General features: G+C 72.3%; 24 protein-coding genes. 17 read left to right on the plus strand and 7 right to left on the minus strand.

Features of this window, described 5'->3' with window-relative positions; translation table 11 throughout:
* Nucleotides 1–25 precede the first annotated feature (25 nt).
* The 10 genes from E4U91_RS16345 (at nucleotide 26) to pstB (ending at nucleotide 11,935) form a co-directional block, all read left to right on the plus strand.
* Complete coding sequence (locus E4U91_RS16345) at nucleotides 26–985, plus strand: ABC transporter ATP-binding protein (RefSeq protein WP_137307546.1); 960 nt, start codon at nucleotides 26–28, stop codon at nucleotides 983–985.
* Entirely contained in the window at nucleotides 982–2,097 is a 1,116-nt protein-coding gene (locus E4U91_RS16350; RefSeq protein ID WP_174867808.1) for an ABC transporter permease, read from the plus strand. Before E4U91_RS16345 ends, E4U91_RS16350 begins: the two co-directional genes overlap by 4 nt.
* Nucleotides 2,094–3,104, plus strand: coding sequence for a hypothetical protein (locus E4U91_RS16355; RefSeq protein ID WP_241678600.1), 1,011 nt, complete (start codon nucleotides 2,094–2,096; stop codon nucleotides 3,102–3,104). Before E4U91_RS16350 ends, E4U91_RS16355 begins: the two co-directional genes overlap by 4 nt.
* Nucleotides 3,105–3,467: 363 nt before the next feature.
* The gene (locus tag E4U91_RS16360; protein WP_137307547.1) at nucleotides 3,468–5,699 is read left to right on the plus strand and encodes an RNA degradosome polyphosphate kinase; all 2,232 of its coding nucleotides are present in this window, start codon (nucleotides 3,468–3,470) and stop codon (nucleotides 5,697–5,699) included.
* Entirely contained in the window at nucleotides 5,680–7,002 is a 1,323-nt protein-coding gene (locus tag E4U91_RS16365) for a CHAD domain-containing protein (protein ID WP_168218122.1), read from the plus strand. The genes E4U91_RS16360 and E4U91_RS16365 overlap by 20 nt, the downstream gene beginning before the upstream one ends.
* Before the next feature lie 139 nt (nucleotides 7,003–7,141).
* A complete protein-coding gene (locus E4U91_RS16370; RefSeq protein WP_241678857.1) occupies nucleotides 7,142–7,537 on the plus strand; it encodes an NUDIX hydrolase in 396 nt (131 codons plus the stop codon).
* 227 nt (nucleotides 7,538–7,764) lie between these two features.
* On the plus strand, nucleotides 7,765–8,898 hold the full coding sequence (gene pstS, locus E4U91_RS16375; protein ID WP_137307549.1) for a phosphate ABC transporter substrate-binding protein PstS: 1,134 nt from the start codon (nucleotides 7,765–7,767) through the stop codon (nucleotides 8,896–8,898).
* 127 nt (nucleotides 8,899–9,025) lie between these two features.
* On the plus strand, nucleotides 9,026–10,036 hold the full coding sequence (gene pstC / locus E4U91_RS16380) for a phosphate ABC transporter permease subunit PstC (RefSeq protein WP_137307550.1): 1,011 nt from the start codon (nucleotides 9,026–9,028) through the stop codon (nucleotides 10,034–10,036).
* Nucleotides 10,033–11,085, plus strand: a complete 1,053-nt coding sequence (gene pstA, locus E4U91_RS16385) for a phosphate ABC transporter permease PstA (protein ID WP_137307551.1) — start codon at nucleotides 10,033–10,035, stop codon at nucleotides 11,083–11,085. Before pstC ends, pstA begins: the two co-directional genes overlap by 4 nt.
* A 73-nt stretch (nucleotides 11,086–11,158) precedes the next feature.
* Entirely contained in the window at nucleotides 11,159–11,935 is a 777-nt protein-coding gene (gene pstB / locus E4U91_RS16390; RefSeq protein WP_137307552.1) for a phosphate ABC transporter ATP-binding protein PstB, read from the plus strand.
* Nucleotides 11,936–12,099: 164 nt separating this feature from the next.
* Here pstB and E4U91_RS16395 read toward each other — a convergent pair whose 3' ends face one another.
* Both E4U91_RS16395 and E4U91_RS16400 read right to left on the minus strand, forming a co-directional pair.
* The gene (locus E4U91_RS16395) at nucleotides 12,100–13,098 is read right to left on the minus strand and encodes an inorganic phosphate transporter (protein ID WP_137307553.1); all 999 of its coding nucleotides are present in this window, start codon (nucleotides 13,096–13,098) and stop codon (nucleotides 12,100–12,102) included.
* 8 nt (nucleotides 13,099–13,106) lie between these two features.
* Nucleotides 13,107–13,727, minus strand: a complete 621-nt coding sequence (locus E4U91_RS16400; RefSeq protein ID WP_137307554.1) for a DUF47 domain-containing protein — start codon at nucleotides 13,725–13,727, stop codon at nucleotides 13,107–13,109.
* 206 nt (nucleotides 13,728–13,933) lie between these two features.
* Between E4U91_RS16400 and E4U91_RS16405 the strand changes: the two genes are divergently transcribed.
* Nucleotides 13,934–14,299 (plus strand): metal-sensitive transcriptional regulator, encoded by a 366-nt coding sequence (locus tag E4U91_RS16405; RefSeq protein ID WP_067234658.1) that lies wholly within the window; start codon nucleotides 13,934–13,936, stop codon nucleotides 14,297–14,299.
* 98 nt (nucleotides 14,300–14,397) lie between these two features.
* Here E4U91_RS16405 and E4U91_RS38100 read toward each other — a convergent pair whose 3' ends face one another.
* Both E4U91_RS38100 and E4U91_RS16410 read right to left on the minus strand, forming a co-directional pair.
* A complete protein-coding gene (locus E4U91_RS38100) occupies nucleotides 14,398–14,574 on the minus strand; it encodes a hypothetical protein (protein WP_168218123.1) in 177 nt (58 codons plus the stop codon).
* Nucleotides 14,575–14,706: 132 nt separating this feature from the next.
* Nucleotides 14,707–15,561 carry an SCO4651 family lipoprotein gene (locus E4U91_RS16410; protein WP_137307555.1) on the minus strand — a complete coding sequence of 285 codons (855 nt, stop codon included), beginning with the start codon at nucleotides 15,559–15,561 and terminating at the stop codon, nucleotides 14,707–14,709.
* A 174-nt stretch (nucleotides 15,562–15,735) separates the two neighbouring features.
* Between E4U91_RS16410 and E4U91_RS16415 the strand changes: the two genes are divergently transcribed.
* The gene (locus E4U91_RS16415) at nucleotides 15,736–15,918 is read left to right on the plus strand and encodes a hypothetical protein (RefSeq protein WP_168218124.1); all 183 of its coding nucleotides are present in this window, start codon (nucleotides 15,736–15,738) and stop codon (nucleotides 15,916–15,918) included.
* A gap of 96 nt (nucleotides 15,919–16,014) precedes the next feature.
* Nucleotides 16,015–17,601: an FAD-binding oxidoreductase gene (locus E4U91_RS16420; protein WP_137307557.1), complete on the plus strand. Its 1,587-nt coding sequence runs from the start codon at nucleotides 16,015–16,017 to the stop codon at nucleotides 17,599–17,601.
* 58 nt (nucleotides 17,602–17,659) lie between these two features.
* On the opposite strand, the gene E4U91_RS16425 is transcribed toward E4U91_RS16420, so the two are convergent.
* From E4U91_RS16425 to E4U91_RS16435, 3 genes are all read right to left on the minus strand, one after another.
* Entirely contained in the window at nucleotides 17,660–18,370 is a 711-nt protein-coding gene (locus E4U91_RS16425; protein ID WP_137307558.1) for a phosphatase PAP2 family protein, read from the minus strand.
* A 191-nt stretch (nucleotides 18,371–18,561) separates the two neighbouring features.
* Nucleotides 18,562–19,569 carry a C40 family peptidase gene (locus tag E4U91_RS16430; RefSeq protein ID WP_137307559.1) on the minus strand — a complete coding sequence of 336 codons (1,008 nt, stop codon included), beginning with the start codon at nucleotides 19,567–19,569 and terminating at the stop codon, nucleotides 18,562–18,564.
* A gap of 69 nt (nucleotides 19,570–19,638) precedes the next feature.
* On the minus strand, nucleotides 19,639–20,385 hold the full coding sequence (locus tag E4U91_RS16435) for a trypsin-like serine peptidase (RefSeq protein ID WP_137307560.1): 747 nt from the start codon (nucleotides 20,383–20,385) through the stop codon (nucleotides 19,639–19,641).
* A gap of 368 nt (nucleotides 20,386–20,753) precedes the next feature.
* Between E4U91_RS16435 and E4U91_RS16440 the strand changes: the two genes are divergently transcribed.
* From E4U91_RS16440 to E4U91_RS16455, 4 genes are all read left to right on the plus strand, one after another.
* Nucleotides 20,754–21,062: a hypothetical protein gene (locus E4U91_RS16440; RefSeq protein ID WP_014673544.1), complete on the plus strand. Its 309-nt coding sequence runs from the start codon at nucleotides 20,754–20,756 to the stop codon at nucleotides 21,060–21,062.
* Nucleotides 21,063–21,239: 177 nt separating this feature from the next.
* Nucleotides 21,240–22,103 (plus strand): hypothetical protein, encoded by an 864-nt coding sequence (locus E4U91_RS16445; protein ID WP_174867809.1) that lies wholly within the window; start codon nucleotides 21,240–21,242, stop codon nucleotides 22,101–22,103.
* Entirely contained in the window at nucleotides 22,093–23,436 is a 1,344-nt protein-coding gene (locus E4U91_RS16450) for a hypothetical protein (protein ID WP_137307561.1), read from the plus strand. Before E4U91_RS16445 ends, E4U91_RS16450 begins: the two co-directional genes overlap by 11 nt.
* Nucleotides 23,433–24,992: an SCO6880 family protein gene (locus E4U91_RS16455; protein WP_137307562.1), complete on the plus strand. Its 1,560-nt coding sequence runs from the start codon at nucleotides 23,433–23,435 to the stop codon at nucleotides 24,990–24,992. Before E4U91_RS16450 ends, E4U91_RS16455 begins: the two co-directional genes overlap by 4 nt.
* Nucleotide 24,993: the final 1 nt, after the last annotated feature.

Below are 24,993 nucleotides of genomic sequence, written 5' to 3' on the forward strand. Positions count from 1 at the left end.
CTGCGCTCCAGGGGGGAGACCCTTCATGACCAGCCGCCCCACCCCGTACGCCCTGCGGGCCACCGCGCTCGGCAAGCGGTTCGGGCGCCGCGGCGCCTGGGCCCTGCGCGACTGCTCGTTCCGGCTGCCCGCCGGCCGGGTCTGCGCCGTCGTCGGCCCCAACGGCGCCGGGAAGTCCACCCTGCTCGTCCTCGCCGCCGGACTCACCGCGCCCTCCGAGGGCGATGTCACGGTGCTGGGCACGGACCCGGCGTCGGCACGCGCGCGGGTCGGCTACGTCGCCCAGGACAAGCCGCTCTACCCCCAGCTCACCGTCGCCGAGACGCTGCGCCTGGGCGCCGACCTCAACCCCGGCCACTGGGAGCCCTCCGTCGCCGAAGCCGTCGTACGGGCCGGGGAGCTGGACCCCGGGGCGCGGATCCGCTCGCTCTCCGGCGGCCAGCGGACCCGGGTCGCCCTCGCGCTCGCGCTGGGCAAGCGGCCCGAACTGCTCCTGCTGGACGAGCCGATGGCCGACCTGGACCCGCTGGCCCGGCACGAGCTGATGGGCACGCTGATGGCGCAGGCGGCGCAGTACGGCACCACGATCGTGATGTCCTCGCACGTCGTCGCCGAGCTGGAGGACTCCTGCGACCACCTGTTGCTCGTCGGAGGCGGCCGGGTGCGGCTGGCCGGTGAGATCGACGAGCTGATCGAGGCGCACGCACGCGTGAGCGCGTCCGCCGAGACGGCCGACCTGACGGGACACACGGTGGTGGAGTCCCGCACCACCGGCCGTCAGCTCACCGCTCTGATCCGGCCGGACGGCCCGCTGCCCGCCGAGTGGCGCGCCACGCCGCCCACCCTGGAGGAGCTGGTCCTCGCCCACCTGCGCAACCCGCAGGCCGCCCCCCTCACCCCCGAGGAGCCCGCCGACCGGACCGACACCACCATGACGGCCGACACGGAGGCCGACACGAACTCCGACACGGAGGCCGCCGCATGAGCGCCCTCGCCTCCCCGCTGCCGGCCACCCCCGGCCCGCTGCCGACCGCCCCCGGGCGTCCCGCCGCGCTCGCCCGCGACCTGCGCTGGCTGCTGCGCCTGCACCGTCCCACCCTGTACGTCTGGGCGGCCGTGGTCGTCGTCCTGGCCGCCGCGCTGCTCTGGCTCGCGGGCCCGCTGACGGACGCGTCCGCCGACGCGTGGCGCGACTACGACGCGTGCCGTGACGGAGGGCGCTGCTCCTACTACCAGGACGCGATCCTGCGCTACAAGGACGTGTACAGCTACACGACGCTCGCCCTGACCGCGCTGCCGTTCCTCGTCGCCGCGTGGTCCGGCGCCGCGCTGATCGGCCGTGAGCTGGAGTCCGGCACCGCGCACCTCGCCTGGACGCAGGGTGTCTCCCCGGCCCGCTGGCTCGCTGTCAAGCTGGCCGCGCCGGCCGTGCTGGTCGCCGCGGGCACCGGGCTGCTGGTCCGGCTGCACCACCGCGCGTGGTCGGCGGCGAACGGCCGCGTGGACACGGCGAAGTCCTGGTACGACGGCCTCACCCTGCACACCAACGGCCCGACCACGGTCGGTCTGGCCCTGGCCGGGCTCGCGGTCGGGGCGCTGGCGGGCCTGCTGTGGCGCCGTGCGCTGCCCGCGCTGGTGACCGGCCTGGTCGCCACGGCGGCGGTCCGGGTCCTCGCGGACCGGCTGATGCCGCACCTGTGGGCGGCCGACACCGTGGTCACTCCGCTCAGCCGGGGCCCCGGCGGCGTGGGCATCACCGTCGACGAGGGCATCGTCACCTCCACCGGCGCGCACGCCCCGCTCCCGCACTGCCCGCCCGAGGACGCGGTGCACGGCTGCACGGCCACCTACGCCAAGGCCGACGCGGTCGGCTTCTTCCACAGCTACCACCCCGCCGCGCACTACTGGCCCCTCCAGCTGACCACCACGGCCGTCCTGCTGGCCCTGGTCGCCGTGCTCACGGTGATTGCGTTCCGCCTGCTCGGCCGGTCGACCGGCGGGGCCGCCCAGGACCGCCGGACGACGGGAGCCGGCCAGGGACGCCAGGACCGTCGGACCGGAGCCGCTCAGGGCCGCCGGACGGGAGTCGCCGGATGACCGCGCTCACCGGTGAGCGGGCCGTCGCCGCGCCGCCCGCCGCCCCGCGCGCGTGGGGCACCGCGCGGACCGTCCTGCGGCTGCACCGCACCGCGCTGCTGGTGTGGGCCGCGGTCGTGGCCGGCCTGTCGGGCTGGCTGGTGTGGCTGACGCTGGTCACGGCCCCCACCGAGCGGGCGGCCATCGATTGCACCGGTGAGGACTTCTGCGACAGCACCGTGCCCGGCCTCGGCTTCAGCACCCCGGTCGGCTGGATCGGCATGCTCGTGGCCTACGCCTTCCTCGCCGCGGCCGCGTTCGCGGGTGGCGCGCTGATCGGCCGGGAGGTGGAGTCGGGCACCGCGCGCCTCGCGTGGACCCAGTCCGTCACGCCCACCCGCTGGCTGGCGGCCAAGCTCGCCGTGCCCGCGCTGGTGATCGCGGGCGGCGCGACCGTGCTGGTCCTGGTGTTCCGCTGGTCCTGGGACTCCGATCCCCATCTGATGTTCGAGGAGTGGAGCGGGGCTGCGCCGTTCCTGGCCCGCGGCCCCGCCACCGTCGCGTACGCCCTGTGCGCCCTGGCCGTCGGCACGCTCACCGCGCTCCTGCTGCGCCGCGCCCTGCCCGCGCTCGGCGTCTCGCCGGCCGTCATGGGACTGCTGAACCTGGCCCTCACCCGCCTGCGCCCCTCCCTGTGGCCGCAGGTCCACCGCACCTCGGCGGCGGAGGTCGTCCCGCCGGAGCACGCGTGGGTGCTGGACAGCGGCGCCCTGGTCCACGGCCGACCCCGGACCGGCGTCCCGTACTGGAACTGCGGCGGCGCCCCGGCCGCGGCCCGGCGCTGCCTGGACGACCTGGGCGTCACCGGCTACTACGCCTCGTACCACCCGCAGTCCCATTACTGGCCGCTGCACCTGGTCGAGACGGCCGTCGTGCTGGCGGTGGCCGCGCTGGCGACCGCCGCGGCCTTCACCGTCGTACGCCGGCGGACGCGACGACACCAGACGCGGCAGCACCGGACGCGCTGACGCGGGGAAACCCCGGCACAGCACCCCCCACACGTACGCGCGCGTGGCCCACCGACCGGGACGCCACGCGCGCGTGCGCGCCCACCGAACACCCTGAAGCCACCCACGCCCGGGAACCACAGACACGCCACACCGACCCCACCAACCCCGCCGACCCCACCGACCCCACCAACCCCCGCGGGACCCTCCCCGCTATCCCGCACGTCATGTCTCCGTAACCGGTGATTCAGACGACCTTGCGACGCTCGGCCAATGAACGCCGCCGTGCCCGAGCCCTCGCCGCCCCCCGACGGGACCGCCGCCGTGCTCCCGCCCGCGCGTTCCGACGCGCCTGTCCCGCTCGTAGCGCGGAACAATGAATCCATGAGCCAGCAGAACTCCCAGGCCAAGGTCCAGCACGCGCAGCCCTCCGTGGGCTCCATCGCCGCGCACCGCCCGCACACCGTGGCCGCCGTGGTCTCCGATCTGGAACCCGACCTCGACGCCGACCTCGACGCGTACGAAGACACCGTGGTGGACGGGATCCAGCTGCCGCAGGGTCGTTTCCTCGACCGGGAGCGCAGCTGGCTCGCGTTCAACGAGCGGGTCCTGGAGCTCGCCGAGGACCCCGACACCCCGCTGCTGGAGCGGGCGAACTTCCTCGCCATCTTCGCCAGCAACCTCGACGAGTTCTTCATGGTCCGGGTGGCCGGTCTGAAGCGCCGCATCGCCACCGGTGTCGCCACCCGCTCCGCGTCCGGCCTCCAGCCGCGCGAGGTGCTGGAGATGATCTGGGCCCGCTCGCGCGAGCTGATGGCCCGGCACGCCGCGTGTTACCACGAGGACGTCGCCCCCGCACTCGCGGAGGAGGGCATCCACCTGGTCCGCTGGAGCGAGCTGGCAGAGAAGGAGCAGGCCCGGCTGTTCACGCTGTTCCGGCACCAGATCTTCCCGGTCCTGACCCCCCTCGCGGTCGACCCGGCGCACCCCTTCCCGTACATATCGGGCCTGTCGCTGAACCTCGCGGTCGTCGTGCGCAACCCGGTCAGCGGCCACAAGCACTTCGCGCGCGTGAAGGTGCCTCCGCTGCTGTCCCGTTTCCTGGAGAGCTCCCCGGGCCGCTACGTCCCCATCGAGGACGTGATCGGCGCGCACCTGGAGGAGCTGTTCCCGGGCATGGAGGTGCTGGAGCACCACGCGTTCCGGCTCACCCGCAACGAGGACCTCGAGGTCGAGGAGGACGACGCCGAGAACCTGCTCCAGGCGCTGGAGAAGGAACTCATGCGGCGCCGCTTCGGGCCGCCGGTGCGCCTGGAGGTCGAGGAGTCCATCGACCGCGAGGTGCTCGACCTGCTGGTGCGCGAGCTGAAGATCTCCGAGGCGGAGGTCTACCCGCTGCCCGGCCCGCTCGACCTGACCGGCCTGTTCCGCATCCACGGCCTGGACCGGCCCGAGCTGAAGTACCCCCGGTTCATCGCCGGCACCCACCGTGACCTGGCCGAGGTCGAGTCGGCGTCCGCGCCGGACATCTTCGCCGCGCTGCGCCAGCGGGACGTGCTGCTGCACCACCCGTACGACTCGTTCTCCACGTCCGTGCAGGCCTTCCTGGAGCAGGCGGCGGCCGACCCGGACGTGCTGGCCATCAAGCAGACCCTGTACCGCACCTCCGGCGACTCCCCGATCGTCGACGCGCTGATCGACGCGGCCGAGGCGGGCAAGCAGGTCCTGGTGCTGGTGGAGATCAAGGCCCGCTTCGACGAGCACGCCAACATCAAGTGGGCGCGCAAGCTGGAGGAGGCCGGCTGCCACGTCGTCTACGGCCTGGTCGGGCTGAAGACGCACTGCAAGCTGTCCCTCGTGGTCCGCCAGGAGGGCGAGACGCTGCGCCGCTACTGCCACGTCGGCACCGGCAACTACCACCCCAAGACCGCCCGCCTCTACGAGGACCTCGGGCTGCTCACCGCCGACCCGCAGGTCGGCGCGGACCTGTCCGACCTGTTCAACCGGCTCTCCGGGTACTCGCGCCGCGAGACCTACCGCCGGCTGCTGGTCGCCCCCAAGTCCCTGCGCGACGGCCTGGTCTCGCGGATCAACGCCGAGGCCCAGCACCACCGCGCGGGCCGCCCGGCGTTCATCCGCATCAAGGTCAACTCGATGGTCGACGAGGCGGTCATCGACGCCCTGTACCGCGCGTCGCAGGCGGGCGTGCCGGTCGACGTCTGGGTGCGCGGCATCTGCGCGGTGCGCCCGGGGGTCGCGGGCCTGTCGGAGAACATCCGGGTCCGCTCGATCCTCGGCCGCTTCCTGGAGCACTCGCGGGTCTTCGCCTTCGGCAACGGCGGCGAGCCCGAGGTGTGGATCGGCAGCGCCGACATGATGCACCGCAACCTCGACCGCCGGATCGAGGCGCTCGTCCGGGTCGTCGACCCGGGTCACCGCGCCGCGCTCAACCGGCTGCTGGAGACCGGCATGTCGGACGCCACCGCGTCCTGGCACCTGGGCGCGGACGGCGAGTGGACCCGGCACGCGACCGATGCGGACGGCGCGCCCCTGCGCAACGTCCAGGAGATGCTCATAGACGCCCGGAGGCGCCGGCGTGGCACAGCGACACCATGACCTGACGGACTCCGCGGCCGGGGCTCCGGTGACGGGGGACGCCCTCGCGGGCTACCTCCGCGCCCGGGCCACGGAGTTCCTCCGCGCGCTGCGGCTGCAGCGCGAGGGCGGGTCCCACGGGGGGACCGACGAGGCGGCCGAGGCGGCGCGCGCCCTGCGCCGCTCGGCCCGCCGCATCAGCGGCAGCCTGCACACCTTCCGGGCCCTTCTGGACGCCGACTGGTCGGAGGAGATCCGCCCGGAGCTGGCCTGGCTGTCCGGGACGCTGGCGCTGGAGCACGCGTACGAGGCCCGGCTGGAGCGGCTGCTGCTGGCGCTGCAGCGGCTGTCGGGCGCGACGGCGGTCCCCGTGCAGGGAGCGGGCGGGGGCGCCCCCCTGCACGGGACGGCCCACCTCCCCGACCCGGCGGAGGCGTCCACCGCCCCCCGGACCGCCCCGGGCACGGCCCACCCACCGGCCGCCTCGCGCACCGTCGGAGGCCCACCGGCCGCCTCCCGCGCCGCCGGAAGCCCGCCCGGCACCTCCCGCGCCGCGACCGCGGCCGTCGCTTCCCGCGCCGCGGGGAGCACGTCCGCCGCGTCCCGTACCGCGAGCGCGCCCGCCGACTCCCGCGCCACGGGCACCGCCACGTCCTCCGCCGGGCCCGTGGCCACCGCGCCCGGCCCCGTGAACGAACGCGGCACCCTCACCGTCGGCGCCGCCAAGGCCGGTGCCCTGCTCGACCGCCAGCTCACGCTCGCCCGCACCCGCGCCCACTCCACGGCGCTCCAGGCGCTCGGCTCCTCCCGCTTCCACGCGGTCGCGGACAAGGTCGCCGTCCTGGCCAGCGAGGTCCCGCTGACCCCGGACGCCCCCGGCACCGACCTGGCGCCGTTCGCCACGGCCGCCGAGGAGCGGCTCACCGACGCGGTCGCCGCGCTGCCCCTGGTCACCGCGGGCCACCCGTACAACGCGGAGGCGCTGGTCCACGGCCTGTCCCCGGACACCGCCCCGCACCCGCAGGACGCGCCCTGGCACCAGGTACGGCTGCTGCTGCGCCTGCACCGGTACGCGCTGGAGGTGCTGCACGGCGGCGACTGCCCGCCCGACGTGCGCCTGATCGCCGCGGGCGAGGCCCTGGACCGGCACCGGGACGCCTCCGAGGCGGCGGCCGCCGCGGCCCAGGCGGCCCGTACGCCCCGGATCGCGCCCGCCACGGCGTACGCGCTCGGTGTGCTGCACGCCGACCAGCGGCACGAGGTGGAGGCGGCCCGGTACGCGTTCCAGCGGGCCTGGCAGAGACCCGCCGTGCACACGGCCTGACCCCACTCCCTTCCAGCAGTCCCCTTCCAGCAGTCCCCTTCGTCGTCCCGGAGGCGGTGACCCCACGGTGAGCTCCCCGAAGGACCCGCGGTACCCCCGGGGCGGACACGGCCCCGAGGATGCCGGCGAGACCCCCGTCCTGGCGGCCGGCTGCGTCCTGTGGCGCCGGTCCGCCGTCGGCGGTGGCCTGGAGGTGTGCCTGGTCCACCGGCCGAAATACGACGACTGGTCCCATCCCAAGGGCAAGCTGAAGCGGGGTGAGGACGCCCTCGCGGGCGCGCTGCGGGAGGTGGTCGAGGAGACCGGCTACACCGCGGTGCCCGGCGCCGAGCTGCCCACGCTGCGCTACCGGGCCCAGGGCCGCCCCAAGGAGGTCCGCTACTGGGCCGCCGAGGCGGGACCAGGCGGTTTCGTGCCGAACCTCGAGGTCGACCGGGTGCTGTGGCTGCCGCCGGCGTCCGCCCGGGCCCGGCTCACCCAGCCCAGGGACCGCGACCTCGTCGACGCGCTCATGGAGTCGCTGCGGTCCGCCTGACGGGCCGGGAACCGGGACCACGCCGTGTCCTCGGCGTAAGCCTTCCGTGACCTAACCGCACCGTCCACCAGGGTTCACCCGGCGTTCATTTGCGCCCATAGGCGCCTTCACCTGTTCTGCCTAATTTCGGCCTTACCCGGTGCGGAACGCGACCTGTCGGTCGCATCCGCGCAACCCAGACTTTCGCACGCCGCCAGGACGGCGGCTCCTGGAAGGAATCACCCTCAGTGAAGCTTCAGCGCATGAACCGGCGGGCCCTCACCCTCGGTGCTCTCGCCGTCTCCGGCGCCCTGGCCCTCACGGCGTGCGGCTCGGACGACACCGGCTCCAGCGGTGACAGCAGCAGCTCCGCCTCCGCCACCACCGCGGCCGGCTCCATCAAGTGCGACGACGCCAAGGGCCAGCTCCTGGCCGACGGCTCCTCCGCGCAGAAGAACGCGATCGACGCCTGGGTCAAGAACTTCACCCAGGCCTGCAACGGCGTCCAGATCAACTACAAGGGTTCCGGTTCCGGCGCCGGCATCACCGCCTTCACCCAGGGCCAGGTCGCGTTCGCCGGCTCGGACTCCGCGCTGAAGCCCGAAGAGGTCACCGCCTCCAAGCAGGTCTGCTCCGGCGGCCAGGGCATCGACCTGCCGATGGTGGCCGGCCCGATCGCCGTCGCGTTCAACGTCTCCGGGGTGGACGGCCTCACCCTCGACGCCGCCACGATCGCCAAGATCTTCGACGGCAAGATCACCAAGTGGAACGACGCGGCCATCAAGAAGCTCAACCCGAGCGCCAAGCTGCCCGACCTGAAGATCCAGGCGTTCCACCGCTCGGACGAGTCCGGCACCACGGACAACTTCACCAAGTACCTGATCGCCGCCGCCCCGAACGACTGGAAGTACTCCGGCGGCAAGGCCTGGCAGGCCAAGGGCGGCCAGGCGGCGCAGGGCTCCTCCGGTGTCGCCCAGGGCGTCAAGCAGACCAATGGCGCGATCGGCTACATGGAGCTGTCGTACGCCAAGGACGGTCTGAAGACGGTTGACATCGACACGGGCGCCTCCGCCCCGGTCAAGGCCTCCTCCGACGGCGCCACCAAGGCCGTCGCCGCCGCCCAGGTCGTCGGCACCGGCAGCGACCTGTCGCTGAAGCTCGACTACACCACCAAGGCCGACGGCGCGTACCCGATCACCCTCGTCACCTACGAGATCGTGTGCGACAAGGGCAACAAGTCCGCCAGCCTGCCCGGCACCAAGGCGTTCCTGAACTACATCGCCTCGCAGGAGGGCCAGTCCATCCTCTCCGGCATCGACTACGCCCCGATGCCCGACGCGATCATCTCCAAGGTCCGCAGCACGGTCGCGAGCCTGAGCTGAACTGAAGGCGCGGTCCGGACCGGCTGACCCCGGTCCGGACCGTGCCGTCCGGTGCACCGCCGCCAGGGGCCGCCGAGCACGGCCCCGCCCGAGCCGCCCAGAGCGACTCCGCAGACCGGAGAACCCCATGGACATATCGACACAGAAGACAGACGAAGCTCCACCTCCCACCACGCTGCCGACCCCGACCGAGCAGAAGCGCGCCGCGCGGGGCGCCACCCGCCCCGGTGACCGCGTCTTCCTCGGCCTGTCCCGTGGCTCGGGCATCCTGCTGCTGGCCGTCATGGCCGCGATCGCGATCTTCCTGACCTACCGTGCCTCGCTGGCCATCAGCAAGGACGACGCCAACTTCCTGACCACCTTCGAGTGGAACACGAGCCTGGTGCCGCCGAAGTTCGGCATCGCGGTCCTGGCGTTCGGCACGGTCGTGTCCTCGGTCATCGCCATGGTCATCGCGGTCCCGATCGCCGTGGCCATCGCGCTGTTCCTCACCCACTACGCCCCCCGCCGGATGAGCGGCCCGATCGCCTACGTGATCGACCTGCTCGCCGCGGTGCCGTCCATCGTGTACGGCCTGTGGGGCGCCCTGATCCTGGTACCGCACATGGACGGCCTGTTCGGCTGGCTGAACGACTACCTCGGCTGGACCGGGGTCTTCAGCTGGGAGGAGGGCGCGCCGCGCTCGATGCTCACCGTGGGCATCCTGCTGGCGATCATGATCCTGCCGATCATCACCAACGTCAGCCGCGAGGTCTTCCGCCAGGTCCCGCGGATGCACGAGGAGGCCGCGCTGGCCCTCGGCGCCACCCGCTGGGAAGTGGTCCGCATGTCGGTCCTGCCCTTCGGCCGCTCCGGCGTGATCTCCGCCTCGATGCTCGGCCTCGGCCGCGCGCTCGGCGAGACGATGGCCGTGGCCACCGTGCTCTCCCCGGACTTCGACATCCACGCCAGCCTGCTCAACCCGGGCGGCGGCACCTTCGCCCAGAACATCGCCAGCAAGTTCAACGAGGCGAACGAGTTCGGCCGGGACGCGCTGATCGCCTCCGGCCTGGTCCTCTTCGTGATCACCCTGCTGGTCAACGGCGCGGCGCGCTGGATCATCTCCCGCCGCAAGGAGTACTCGGGGGCCAACGCATGAGCCACGCCGTCATCGCCGACAAGCGCCCCAGCACCCTGCGCGGCGCCAGCCTGCCGAAGTGGACCCCCTGGGCCATCGCCGCCGGGTCCGTCGCGCTGGGCCTCGGCATCAGCGCCGCCGCCGGCCTCGACAGCAAGATCCAGTGGGCCGTGATGGCCGGGGTCCTGTTCGTCGCCGGCACCTACGTCATCGCCGCGCGCGTCGAGGGCCGGCGCCAGGCCAAGGACCGGGTCGCGACCAGCTTCGTCTGGGTCGCCTTCCTGCTCGCCGTGATCCCGCTCCTCTCCCTGGTGTGGGCGACGGTGCAGCGCGGCACCAAGGTCCTCGACGTCTACTTCCTCACCCACTCCATGGGCGTCGTCGCCGACTCCGAGGCCGGCGGTGGCATCTACCACGCCATCATCGGCAGCCTGGAGCAGGTCGGCCTCGCCACGGTGATCGGTGCCCCGATCGGTGTGCTCACCGCGATCTACCTGGTGGAGTACGGCCGGGGCAACCTGGCCCGCGCGGTCACCTTCTTCGTCGACGTGATGACCGGCATCCCGTCGATCGTCGCCGGCCTGTTCATCCTCAGCCTGATGCTGATGTGGGACATGCAGCCCTTCGGCTTCGCCGGGTCCCTCGCGCTCGCGATCCTGATGATGCCGGTGGTCGTGCGCTCCACGGAGGAGATGCTCAAGCTCGTCCCGAACGAGCTGCGCGAGGCGTCCCTCGCGCTGGGCGTGCCCAAGTGGCGCACGATCCTCAAGGTGGTCCTGCCGACCTCGCTCGGCGGCATCACCACGGGCATCATGCTGGCGATCGCCCGTATCGCCGGTGAGACCGCCCCGGTCCTGCTGCTGGTGTTCGGCAACCCGTTCATCAACAACAACCCCTTCGAGGGCGCCCAGGCGTCGCTGCCGCTGTTCATCTACCAGCAGTACTCGCAGAGCGCCGGTTCCACGGCGGCGTACGACCGGGCCTGGGCCGCGTCCCTGACGCTGATCGCGTTCGTGATGATCCTCAACCTGGCGGCCCGCGGCATCGCCCGCTGGAAGGCCCCGCGCTAACCCTCCGCGGCCACCGCCGCGCGGCCGGTCGCTGACGGCGACCCCAAGGCGACTATCTGGAAGTGAAGAAGCAATGGCGAAGCGAATCGACGTCAGCGGGCTGACCGCCTACTACGGATCCCACAAGGCGATCGAGGACATCTCGATGACCATCGAGCCCCGCTCGGTGACCGCCTTCATCGGCCCCTCGGGCTGCGGCAAGTCGACGTTCCTGCGCACGCTCAACCGCATGCACGAGGTCACGCCGGGCGGCCGGGTCGAGGGCAAGGTGCTGCTGGACGACGAGGACCTCTACGGACAGGGCATCGACCCGGTGTCGGTGCGCCGTGAGGTCGGCATGGTGTTCCAGCGCCCGAACCCGTTCCCCACCATGTCGATCTTCGACAACGTGGCGGCGGGCCTGCGCCTGAACGGCAAGTACAAGAAGTCGGAGCTGTCCGACGTCGTCGAGAAGTCCCTCAAGGGCGCGAACCTCTGGAACGAGGTCAAGGACCGCCTGAACAAGCCGGGCTCCGGTCTCTCCGGCGGTCAGCAGCAGCGGCTGTGCATCGCCCGGGCGATCGCGGTGGAGCCGGACGTCCTGCTCATGGACGAGCCGTGCTCGGCCCTGGACCCGATCTCCACGCTCGCCATCGAGGACCTCATCGGCGAGCTGAAGGAGCGGTTCACGATCGTCATCGTGACGCACAACATGCAGCAGGCGGCCCGTGTCTCGGACCGCACCGCGTTCTTCAACCTGGCCGCGGTCGGCCAGCCCGGCAAGCTCATCGAGATCGACGAGACGGAGCGCATCTTCTCCAACCCGTCGGTCCAGGCGACCGAGGACTACATCTCGGGCCGCTTCGGCTGACCGGGCCGTCCCGAAAGACCCCTCGCGGTGCTGCATGGCGGTGCCACCGCGAGGACGCAAAGGGCCCGCCCCTGGCTCCCGGGGGCGGGCCCGCTGCTGTTCAGAAACGTTTTTCCGGAGACGTGAGCCGGTGCGTGCACGCGTGGAGGACGAACCCGGCGGCGCTACAGCACCGTCAGCTTCACCAGCCCGTAGGCCAGCGCGGCGACGACCCCGGCGGCCGGCATCGTGATGAACCAGCCGAGCACGATGTTCTTCGCGACACCCCATCGCACCGCGTTGACCCGCTTCGTCGCGCCCACGCCCATGATCGCCGAGGTGATCACGTGCGTCGTGGAGATCGGCGCCTTGAACAGGAACGCCGTCACGAACATGATCGACGCGCCGGTCGTCTCCGCCGCGAACCCCTGCGGCGGGTCCAGCTCGATGATCTTGCGTCCCAGCGTCCGCATGATCCGCCAGCCGCCGGCGTACGTGCCCAGCGACAGCATCAGGGCGCACACCAGCTTGACCCACACCGGGATGGGGTCGCCGTAGTCCTCGACGTCGGCGATGACCAGGGCCATCACCACGATGCCCATGGTCTTCTGCGCGTCCTGCAGACCGTGCCCGAGGGCCATGCCCGCCGCCGACACCGTCTGCGCGATGCGGAAGCCGCGCTTGGCCTTGTGCGGATTGGACCGCCGGAAGAGCCACATGATCGCGGTCATCACCAGGTAACCGACGACCAGGCCGACCACCGGCGAGATGAACATCGGCAGGACGACCTTGTCCAGCACGCCGCTCCAGTACACGGTGGTGCCGCCCGCCAGCGCCGCCCCGACCATGCCGCCGAACAGCGCGTGGGACGAGGACGAGGGCAGCCCGAAGTACCAGGTGACGAGGTTCCAGGTGATCGCGCCCACCAGCGCGGAGAACAGGATCGCCATCCCCGTCGAGCCCTCGGGTGTCTGGATCAGCCCCTCACTGACGGTCTTGGCGACCCCGGACCCGAGGAACGCGCCGGCGAGGTTCATCACGGCCGCCATCGCCAGCGCGGCCCGCGGCGTGAGCGCCCGGGTCGACACCGACGTGGCGATCGCGTTCGCCGAGTCGTGGAAGCCGTTGGTGTACGTGAAGAAGAGCGCGACCATGATGGTCACGACCAGAGCGAAGGTGTCCATGCTGGGGCTCAGGACTCCTTGACGGCGATGGTCTCCACCGTGTTCGCCACGTGCTCGAACGCGTCGGCCGCTTCCTCCAGGACGTCCACGATCTGCTTCAGCTTCAGCACCTCGATCGCGTCGTACTTGCCGTTGAAGAGGTGGGCGAGCAGCTTGCGGTGGATTTGGTCGGCCTGGTTCTCCAGCCGGTTGACCTCGATCCAGTACTCGGTGAGGTTCGTCATGGTCCGCAGGTTCGGCATGGCCTCCGCCGTGAGCTCGGCGGCCCGGGCCAGGACCTCGATCTGCTGCTCCACGCCCCGTGGCAGTTCCTCGACGTTGTAGAGGACGACCAGGTCGACGGCCTCCTCCATGAAGTCCATGATGTCGTCGAGGGACGAGGCCAGGGAGTAGATGTCCTCCCGGTCGAACGGCGTGATGAACGAGGAGTTCAGCTGGTGGAAGATCGCGTGCGTGGCGTCGTCGCCCGCGTGTTCGGCCGCCCTCATGCGTTCCGCGATCTCGGCCCGGGCGGACATGTCCGCTCCGAGCAGTTCCATCAGGAGTTTCGAGCCCGTGACGATGTTGTCCGCGGATGCGGCGAACATGTCGTAGAAGCTCGTCTCCCTGGGGGTCAGACGAAAGCGCACGTGGGGTCCTCGGGGTGCATCGGTTTCGGTCAGGGTGATGCTAAGCGCATCATCCGGCCACGGCTAAGGGGCCGTCCCCCAGTGTCGCCCATGAGGCAGAGTGATCAGCACAGGGGCGACCAAGGGTCCTGTACCCGCCAAAGTTGGCTACCATATACCCGGCAGGGGTATATATCGCCCGCCACCATCCGAAACGGGAGGACGCGATGACGACGACCGAGGCCGGCGCGACCCCGGCGCCCTCCCCGGAGGCCGGCGCGGACGCGGTGGTCACCGACCACGACCGCGGGGTGCACGGCTACCACCACCAGAAGGACGAGCACCTCAAGCGGCTGCGCCGGATCGAGGGCCAGATCCGCGGCCTGCAGCGGATGGTCGACGAGGACGTCTACTGCATCGACATACTCACGCAGGTCTCCGCGTCCACGAAGGCCCTGCAGTCCTTCGCGCTCCAGCTGCTGGAGGAGCACCTGCGGCACTGCGTCGCCGACGCGGCCCTCAAGGGCGGGGGCGAGATCGACGCGAAGGTCGAGGAGGCCACGAAGGCGATCGGCCGCCTCCTGCGCACCTGACGGGGCCTCCCGCGCGGCCGGCCCGGGGTCTTCTTTCGGCCACGGCCGCGCGGCGCACGTCACTCGCGCACGCCGCTCGCGCACGTCAAGCGCACACGTCAGTCGCGCCCGGCGGTCTCCCGCTCCTCGGCCACCCGGAGCACCTCGTCGATGCTCTCCAGGCTGAGCCGCTCCTCGGCCGCCGACGCCGCGATGATCAGCTCCCCGCACAGTTCGATCTCGGCGAGGGCCACGTGGTCCTGCACTGCCGTACCGCCGCCCGGAACCACGCGCATCACCTCGTCCCTGCCGTCACCGGCTTCCTAGAGTAGGGAGCGGCCCACACACCGCGCATGGCACGGACGGGCTAGTCCACGGCGTAGTCACCGCCTACCGCGCCCCGCGTACGCGGGCCGTGCCACGGGGCGCTACTCCTCCGCGACCCGTCCCGCGTAGATGTCGCGCGGCGCCGGCAGCCGCACGTCCACGGGGGCGCCGAAGCCGTAGAGCAGCGTCGTCGAGGCGACCTCGACCGCCCGCCCGCGCTGGCCGTTGACGAAGCTGAACCGGTAGCGGACCTTGCGGATGCGGCCCTCGTCGTCGAGGTAGGCGTCGAACGGCACCCGTGCCGTGGCGAACCCTTTCGCCGCCGCGGCCAGCGACGCCCGGTTCCCGCCGGTCGCGCTGCGCGCGGCCACCGTCAGGTCGGCCGTGCCGCGGTAGTGCCGCACCGCGGTCCCGGCCAGCTCGGTGCGCCCCAGGTACGTCGCCGTGCGCGTGCCGCGCAGCACCTCGGCCGCGGCCAGCGGATCGGTCGCCCCGCCGGTGACCAGGTTGCCGTCCGACAGCGACGCCGTCTCCACCCGCACCCACTTGTCGGCGGGCACCCCGGCACCCCGGTTCTTCATGAACAGCGCGTCCGGCGTGAGGAGTTCGGTGATCGGGCGGTGCCGGCTCTCGCCCGCGGGGTCCTGCGGCAGCATCACCTTCAGCCGGCCGAGCCGGTGGCGGTAGTCGTAGACCCCCTCGCCACGGATGGTCACCCGGGTCCCACCGGTCGCCATCTCCATCGAGGTGCGCGCCTGGGAACTGCCGGCGCCGACCAGGGTGTCGGCGGCCCGGTGCAGGGTCCCGACCGGGTCGGTGGCCCGGCCGCCCTCGGGGCCCCGCCCGCCCTCGGCGGCCGCCCCGCTGCCCGCGCACCCGGCGGCACCCGCGCAGACCGAGGCCACGAGCCCCGCGACGGCCACCGCACCCGCCCACCTGTGCTGTCGCTGCGCCATCGCTGCCTACCCCCAGCCGGTCACGTCCGTCACGGGCGCCCTGTCGTCCGGTTAACGAGGTGCGGGGGCCGCCGTCACGCGCGGCCCGGGCGTGCGCAGGGCGTGCGCGGGGCGCCCGGGAAGCAGTGCGCGCGGCGGGGAAAGCCTTTGCCGAGCGTGGGTACCTTAGTCGTCGTGACGCAGCAGGACGGACCCACGGCTCCCCCCGCACCCGGGGAGCACCGCACCGACACCGTCGAGCAAGGACGCTTCTGTTACGCCCGCTGCGCCTGCGGCTGGCGCGGCCCCGCCCGCCGGGCGAGAAGCCTGGCGCGCACGGACGCCCAGGGACACGCCACGGACGGCGGGAACCCCTGAGGCCCCGCCGCCGTCTCGCTCCATGAGGCGCGGTCCCGCCGGTCGACGGGCCCGTGCAGGACGGCGCCCCCGGGCGCCCCACACCAGGGACGGACCATGGAACGGCGTACGTTCATAGGCGGCGCCGCCGCGCTCACGGCGGCCGTGACCGCCGGGTGCAAGGGCGGCGACAGCAACGGCTCGGGCCCGGCGGGCGGCGGCACACCCAGTGGCACGCCCGGCGGCTCCGGCTCCGCCGGCGGCATCACCGCGCTCACCGCGAGCGGAGCCACCGCACCGGCCGACTGGTCCGCGCTCGCGCACGACCTCGACGGTGCGCTGGTCCGCCCCGGCGACGCGTCCTGGAAGACGGCCCACCAGCTCTACAACACCCGCTTCGACGGCCTGAAGCCCGCCGCCGTCGCCTACGTCGACCACCCCGACGACATCCGTACGGCCCTGTCGTTCGCCCGCGCCCACGGCACCAAGGTCGCCATCCGCAACGGCGGCCACTCCTACGCCGGCTGGTCCTCGGGCGACGGACGGCTGATCGTCGACGTCTCCCGGCTCAGCCGGGTCCGGGTCAGCGGCAGCGAGGCCGTCGTCGGCGCCGGCGCCAAGCTCATCGACGTCTACCGGGCGCTGGCCGCCAAGGGCGTGACGATCCCGGCCGGCTCCTGCCCGACGGTCGGCGTCTCCGGGCTCGTCCTCGGCGGCGGCCACGGCGTGGTCTCCCGGGCCTACGGCCTGACCTGCGACAGCCTCACCCAGGCCACCCTGATCACCGCGGACGGCAAGCAGCTCGTGGCGAACGCCACCCAGAACAAGGACCTGTTCTGGGCGCTGCGCGGCGCGGGCAACGGCACCTTCGGCGTCGTCACCGAGCTGCGCTTCCGCACCCACCCCGCGCCGCAGGCGGTCACCGGGTACCTCACCTGGCCCTGGTCGCGGGCGGCCGCGGTGGTGCGGGCGTGGCAGGAGTGGGGCCCCGCCCAGCCCGACGAGATCTGGTCCTCGCTGCACCTGGAGAACACCCCGGGCGGCACGCCCAAGGTGTCGGTCGCGGCCTTCAGCATCGGCACCTACGGCCAGCTCCAGAACGCCGTCGACCGCCTCGCCGACCGCGTGGGCGCCCCGGCGGCCAGTGTCTCCCTGCGCCGCCGCTCCTACGAGCAGGCCATGGAGGCCTACGCCGGCTGCTCCTCGTTCGCCTCCGACGCCCAGTGCCACCTGCCGGGTTCGACCCCGGGCCGCTCCCCGCAGGGAGCGCTCGGCCGGGAGACGTACGCGGCCCGCTCCGACTTCTTCGACCGCTCCCTGTCGGCGGCCGGGATCCAGGCGCTGCTCGCCCAGGTCAAGGGGGTGCGCGGCGGTGGCGGCAGCATCGCGCTCACCGCGCTGGGCGGCGCCGTGAACCGGGTCGCGCCGACCGCGACGGCCTTCGTGCACCGCCGGTCGCGGATGCTGGCCCAGTACCTCGTGTCCTGGAAGGCGGGCACGGCCGGCACGTCGGCGCAGTCCTGGCTGGCGTCGGCGCACGGCGCGATGAAGCCGTACGCGTCGGGTGCGGCGTACCAGAACTACACCGACCCGACCCTGACGGACTGGAAGAAGGCCTACTACGGCGACGCGGCGGCCCGGCTGACGCAGCTGAAGAACCAGTACGACCCGAACCGCTTCTTCACCTTCCCGCAGGCGCTGTAGGCCCCGCGGGCGCTCCGGACACCGCGGGCGCCTCGGACACCGCGGGCGCGGGTGCCGCTCAGGCCGCCAGGTCCCGGTCCTCGGCCGTGGCCTCGCGCCGGGCGCCCGTGACCACGGCGTCGCGGGTGGCGAGGCGGGCGGAGCGGCTGCGCACCAGAGCGCCGACGCGCGGGGACCGCTCGACGGCCTTGAGGAGCGGGGTGAGCAGCGCGGAGGCGAGCGGCGACAGCAGCAGCGCGACGGCCGTGCCGAGCGCGAACCCGCCCACCACGTCGGTCGGGTAGTGCACGCCCATGTAGACGCGGCAGAAGCCCTCCAGCAGCGCCAGCCCTATGCCGACGAGCCCGAACCTGCGGTGGGCGACGAACAGCGCGACCGCCATGGCCATGGTGAGGGTGGCGTGGTCGCTGACGAAGGAGTAGTCGGTCTTGCCGGAGACCAGGACGTCGAGTCCCTGGTGGGTGCGGAACGGCCGGGGCCGCTCGACGAAGCCGCGGATGGGCACGTTGACCAGTACGGCGATGCCGGCGGCCAGCGGCGCCCACACCAGGGCGGCCACCGACGAGGCGGCCTCCTCCCCGGAGCCGGCCCGCCGCCGCACGCCCGCCCAGCACCAGAGCACGAGCAGCACCATGGCGAGCAGCAGTCCGTACTCGCCGACGAACTCGACGACGCGGTCGAGCCAGTGCGGCGCGTCCTTGGCCAGCCCGTTGATGTCGTAGAGCAGGTCGACGTCGGGGTTCGACCCGGATTCGGCGAGTCCAGCCATGGTGCGCGGCCCCTTCGTCGTGTTCCGCCCGGCACACGGTGCGCCGGCTCGCCCACCCCCGTGGTCGATGTCCTACGTCAACAGGAACGCACGGCCCCGCTTGATACGTTCCACTCTCCACTGAATGATCACGCAGACGTTATCGAAGAGAGATACGTCGTCCCAGCTCAGAGCGGTCGGACCGACCCGTTTCAGACAGTTGTGGGCAGCGCTTTCGCGCCGTCCTGGGTGACCCGGGTCGCCCCGAAGTAGTCCTTGGTGTCGATCGGGTCGAAGCGGATCACGGCGCCGGTGCGCGGCGCGTCGATCATGTAGCCGCCGCCGACGTAGATGCCCACGTGCCGGATGGCCCGGGAATTGGTCAGGTCGTCGGAGAAGAACACCAGGTCGCCGGGGAGCAGCTCACCGCGTGAGGGGTGCGGCCCGGCGTTGTACTGGTCGTTGGCGACGCGCGGCAGCGTGATCCCGACGCTCTCGTAGGCGGCCTGGGTCAGACCCGAGCAGTCGAAGCGCCCGCCCTGGCCCGCCGTTCCGGTGCCGCCCCACAGGTAGGGCGTGCCGAGCTTGGTCTGCGCGTAGGAGATGGCCCCGGCGGCCTGCTGGGTGGGACCGAGCCGCCCGACGGGCGCCGCGAAGGAGTCCTCGAGGGAGGTGATGATCCGGACGTAGTTCCGCGTCTCCTTGTACGGCGGCACGCCTCCGTACCGGATGACGGCGTCGGGGCCCGCGTTGTACGCGGCGAGCATGTTCTCGGTGATGTTCCCCGGCACGCTCTTGACGTAGGAGGCGAGCGAGCAGTCGTACGACGCGGCCGACGGGATGGCGTCCTTGGGGTCCCAGACGTCCCGGTCGCCGTCGCCGTCGCCGTCGACGCCGTGCGTGGCCCAGGTGCCCGGGATGAACTGCGCGATGCCCTGCGCCGCGGCGGCGCTCTGGGCACGCGGGTTGAACCCGCTCTCCTGGTACAGCTGGGCGGCGAGCAGCGCCGGGTTGATGGCGGGGCACAGGTTGCCCCACTTCTGCACCACGGGCTGGTAGGCGGCGGGCACGGACCCCTTGGCGAGGGCCCGGGTGCCGGAGCCGACCCCGTTCACCATGTTCCCGGCGACCATGTACACACCGACGACGAGCACCATCACGAAGGCGGCGCCGGCGCCCACGGCGACGGTCGCCACGATCCACGCCTTACGCACCGTCAACCGCCCCTCACCGTCCGGGAGTCCGCCTCGGTCAGTGTAGGGCCGGGGCCCTCATCGGGGAACGATCACTCACGGGTCGGCGGCGGCTTCCCGGTACAGCGCGGCCGCCTCACGGCCCAGGACGACGCTGTAGGAGACGTCGGCGGTGGTGCCGCCCTGCTCGTGCCCGCCGAGCACCCCGACGACCTCGCCGTCGCCGTTCACCCAGGGGCTCCCGCTCGTGCCGCCGGTGAAGCCGGGGCAGGTCAGGCGCTGCTGGGTGGCGCTGTGCGCGCGGGGCCGGTTGGAGCACGTCACGGGCGCCTCGCGGGCGTTGGGGTAGCCGGTGAGGGTCACGGCGGTGGCGCCGACGGCCGTTCCGGCCACGAACCGGTACGCCCCGACCACGTCCTCCACCTCCCGCCCGCCCCGCGGGCCGAGCACGGCGAACGCGACGTCGCTGTCCTCGTCCTCGCCCGCCGCCCACCCGTCGGGCAGGAACTGCCGCCGCACGTGCCAGATGCCGTAGGGCGCCTTCCCGTTCCGGTAGCCCGGCACGAACACCAGGTCGGTCCCGTCGCCGCCCTCCAGGCAGTGCGCGGCGGTCACCACCAGGTCGTGGTGCGGGGAGTGCACGACGGACGCGGTGCAGAAGTGCCCGCCGGCCAGGCGTCCCGCCCGGTCGGCGCCGAACAGCGCCCCGATCCGCGCGAACGGGCGCCCGGCGGACGCCACGACGGTCGTCCCGAGGGGTCCGGGCCCGTCGTCGGCCGCGGCGGCGGAGGCGGAGGGCGCGGCCAGCAGCGCGGCCGCGACGACCCAGGCGGTTCGCTTCATCGGAAGCACTGTGCCGCACGAAGGTGAGAGAACGAAGGTGAGAGAACCGTCAGACCGGACGGCGGAACGGACCTGACGCCTCATGAGACCATCGAACGGCGGGGGCTCACCCGACCGGCCGTCAGAAAACGGAACGGCCGTGAAGAGGGGTCAACGACGGAACCACACCACAGGTTCCGCCCAGATCTCGTTGCCCGGCGTGAACCGCCGTGATACACAGAGTAACCGTACGGTGGTATTCGTACGAATCCAGTCCATCAATGACGCCAAGTCGACATCCGATGGCGTCGTTGTCGGCGAGAATGAGGCGTGACCTCTGCACACCGGCAGGGGCCGTGCGGAACTACCCACCAGGGGCGGTGACTTACATGCTCTTTGCGGCCGACAAGGGAGACATCAACACCATCATCGGCGGGATCGCTCCGGACTGGGGCCCCTTCGGCAGCCTGGGCAACGAGGCCAAGGTGATGATCGAGGTCGTGATGGCGGTGGCCATCCTGCTCTGCCTCGGCATCGCGGTCTGGGGCGCGGCGAAGCAGCGCATCGGCGCCACGGCCCTGCGCGACACCTTCAGCGCCGAACAGGGCAAGGGCCTCATCATCGCCGGCCTCACGGGCGTCTTCATCATCGGATCGCTCGGCACGCTGTTCACCATCGTGTACGGCATGGCGGTGTAGCCCCTCCCGCGCATTCCGGGCACGCCCGGCCCCCTCCACCCACCCACCCGTCGTGCCCACCGGCTGAGGTTGCGTTTCCCTGATGTCGAGTCACCACACCGCGCCCGCGCGGGAACCCGCACGGCTACCGTCGTACTACCACGCGTTCCGGTACGGCAACGAGGGGGCGTACAGGGCATGAGTCCCGGCGACGAACACGGCTACGGCGAGCCCGCCCGCGCCGGCGAGGACGGAGGGTACGTCTACGGCGGCGGGGGCGGCCAGACACGCCTGCGCGTCCCCGACAACGACCCGTACGGCGGCGCCCGCCGCGGCGGCCGCTCCTCCTCGCGCAGCCTGGTCACGGTGGTCGGCGTGGTCGTCCTCCTCATCGCGGCGATCGCCTTCGCGAACCGCGGAGGAGACGATTCCGCCACGTCGCCCGGCACGAACGGGTCGAACCCGAAGGCGGCCCCCACGGCGGCTTCGGGGGCGAAGCCGGTGAAGTCCGTTCCGGGCACCATCCCGGCCGGCTTCGCGCACGACGCCCAAGGGGCCCAGAGCGCGGCCGCCAATTACGCCGTGGCGCTCGGCTCGACGGACATGTTCCACACGAACACACGGCACGCGATCATCAGCGCGGTCTACGCACCGGACGTCGCCGCCGCCCGCCAGTCCGCGCTGGACGCCGCCTACTCGAGCGAGCAATTCCTGTCGAACATCGGGCTCGACAAGGACGGCAACGCACCGGCCGGACAGTCCTTCGTCTCCCGGGTCATCCCGGCAGGCACCAAGATCACCGCGCTCAACGGGAACGACGCCACGGTCGAGGTCTGGTACACGTCCCTCTTCGGCCTCTCCGGCGAAGCCTCGACCAACCCGGTGACCGAGGCCTGGTTCACCACCACGTACCAGATGACGTGGGCGGACAACGACTGGAAGGTGACCGACTTCCAGCAGAAGGACGGACCCGTGCCGGTCGGACGGGACCAGCAGGCCTCCACCGCCGACGACATGACGAAGGCCGTCGAGGAGTACGGAGGGTTCACGTATGCGCGCTAGGCACCCCTTCCTCAAGGTGACCGCCGCGGTCGCCGCCGTTCAGGCCACCGCCGTGCTGACGGCCACGCGTGTCTTCGCCGCCACGCCCAGCCCCTCCCCCACGCCCTCGTCGTCGCCGTCCTCCAGCAACGGCACCTGCGACCTCATCCGCGGCCCCGCCGAGAAGTACTGCGAGAAGGGCGACGCACGCCAGGGGATCACCAACCCCGGCGTCTCCGACACCCTCGACCCCCTGTCCTCGCTCGCGCGCGGCTGCGCCGACGCCGCCTCCTGGACCGTCGACAAGCTCAGCGAGGCCGTGCAGGAGACCGCGAACGTCGACTTCACCAACACCAAGTTCCTCCAGCAGTACGCCGTCGTCTTCGCCGCCTCGACCATCCTCACGCTCCTGCTGTGGCTCCTGGCCGTCGCCAAGCGCGCCGTCCGCGGCGTCCCCCTCACCACCGCGATCTCCGAGGCCATCGGCTTCCTCTGGCTGACCGTCCTCGCCTCCGCCTTCACCCCGCTGATCCTGTACACGGTCGTCTCCGCCACGGACGGCGTCAGCGAGGTCCTCGCGAAGGCCACCGGCGACCAGACCGACTCGTTCTTCGGCACCTTCTCCGGCGCCCTGGCCAAGGGCCAGGACATCGGCGGCGGCCCGATCATGCTGATCGTGGTGTCCCTGGTCAGCATCCTCGCCGCCGGCGTCCTCTGGCTGGAACTCGTCATCCGCGCCGCCCTGCTCTACGTCGGCGCCCTCCTCGGCACCGTCGTCTACGCCGGCCTCGTCGACAAGAACCTCTGGGGCCACGTCCGCCGCTGGGCCGGCATCATGATCGCCGTCATCCTGGCCAAGCCGGTCATCGTGATCGTCCTCGGCCTGGCCGGCGCGCTGTCCTCCAACGACGGCCCCGGCGCGTTCTCCGCCGTCGTCTCCGGCCTCGCCATCATCCTGCTCGCCATCTTCGCCAGCGCGATGATCTACCGCTTCGTCCCCGGCTTCGGCGACGAGATCGCCAACTCCCGCAACAACCGCATCATGCAGGGCGCCGAGAGCAAGGCCGCCGCCGTGATCTCCTCGCCCGCGTCCCTGGTCGCCCAGGGCATCAAGACCCACAGCACCCGCGCCGACAGCAACGGCGGCGGCTCGTCCTCCGGCGCGCCCCGCCCCGCCAACACCACCGCCGGCGGCATCGCCGCCCACAGCACGCGCCCCGCCTCCGGCGGCGGGGGCGGCGGATCCGTCCCCTCCGCCGCACCCGCACCCCGCGCGAGCAGCCCCGTCAACACCCCGCACGCCGGCAACAACCGCAACAGCAGTACCAACCGCACGGGAGGTGAAGGGCGTTGACGACCGAGTCCCACGTGTCCCATGCGGTCACGCCCCGCCGTACATATCTGATCGGCCGCGCCCGGCCGAACGCGATCGTCGGCCGCAACCGCGAGACCGGCGAGATCGCGCTGATCGTCGTGGGCGCGTTCCTCGGCATGATGTGCGGGCTCCTCGTCCCCGTCCTCGCCCTGCGCATCGTGCTGCTCACCGGCTTCCCACTGATCGCGCTCGCCGCGGTCTACGTGCCGTACAAGCACCGCACGTTCTACAAGTGGTTCGAGATCAACCGCAGCTACAAGCGCACCCTGCGCCGCGGCACCGTCTACCGCTCCGCCGCCATGGAGGCCGGCACCCGCCTCGACGGCCGCGAGGCCGAGGTCGCGCCGCCCCCCGGCATCGGCCGCATCAGCTGGCTGGCCGCGCCCTTCGGCCCCGACGAGATCGCCGTCCTGCTGCACGCCGACCGCCGCACCGTCACCGCCGCCATCGAGATCGAGGGCCCCGGCGTCGGCCTGCGCGACAGCGAGGACCAGGAAGCCCTCGTCGACCGCTTCGGCACCCTGCTCAAGCACGTGGCCAACGGCGACGGCTTCGTCACCCGCCTGCAGATGCTCGCCCGCACCCTCCCCGCCGACCCCGACGCCCACGCCAAGGACGTCGCCCAGCGCGGCGACGACCGGTCCCCGGGCTGGCTGCAGCAGTCGTACGACCAGCTCCAGTCGATGGTGTCCACCAGCAGCGAGCAGCACCGCGCCTACCTCGTCGCCTGCATGCACTACTCCCGCGAGCTGGCCGCCGAGGCCAACGCCATGGCCCGCGCCGCGCGCCCGCAGAACGGCCGCAAGCTCGACGGCGACGCCGGCCTCGCCGTCGTCATGGCCCGCGAGCTCACCGACATCTGCTCGCGCCTTCAGGAGGCGGACATCCGCGTCCGCCAGCCCCTCGGCCAGGGCCGCCTCGCCTCGCTCATCCACTCCATGTACGACCCGGACCACCCCATCGACCACATCCAGGCGATGACCCGGCGCAACGCCTGGCCGGCCGAACTGGACGCCATGGAGCCCACCTACCTCCAGGCCAAGACCCGCGAGTCGGCCACCCGCCACCCCTGGTGCCACGCCACCGCCTGGGTCAAGGAGTGGCCGATGACCCCGGTCGGCGTGAACTTCCTCGCCCCGCTGCTCGTCCACACCCCGGACGTCATCCGGACGGTCGCCGTCACGATGGACCTCGAACCCACCGAGGTCGCCATCGAACGCATGCTGACCGAGAAGACCAACGACGAGGCCGAGGCCTCCCGCGCCGCCAAGCTCAACCGCACCGTCGACCCCCGCGACGTCGCCGCGAACAGCCGCCTCGACCAGCGCGGCGAGGACCTGGCGAGCGGCGCGGCGGGCGTCAACCTGGTCGGCTACATCACGGTCTCCTCCCGCAATCCGGAGGCACTCGCCCGCGACAAGCGCACGATAAGGGCCTCGGCCGGCAAGTCGTACCTCAAGCTGGAGTGGTGCGACCGCGAGCACCACCGCGCCTTCGTGAACACCCTCCCGTTCGCCACCGGCATCCGAAGGTAGG

The sequence above is a fragment of the Streptomyces lasalocidi genome (assembly GCF_005280215.1).
In the GTDB taxonomy this organism is placed as follows: domain Bacteria; phylum Actinomycetota; class Actinomycetes; order Streptomycetales; family Streptomycetaceae; genus Streptomyces; species Streptomyces longwoodensis.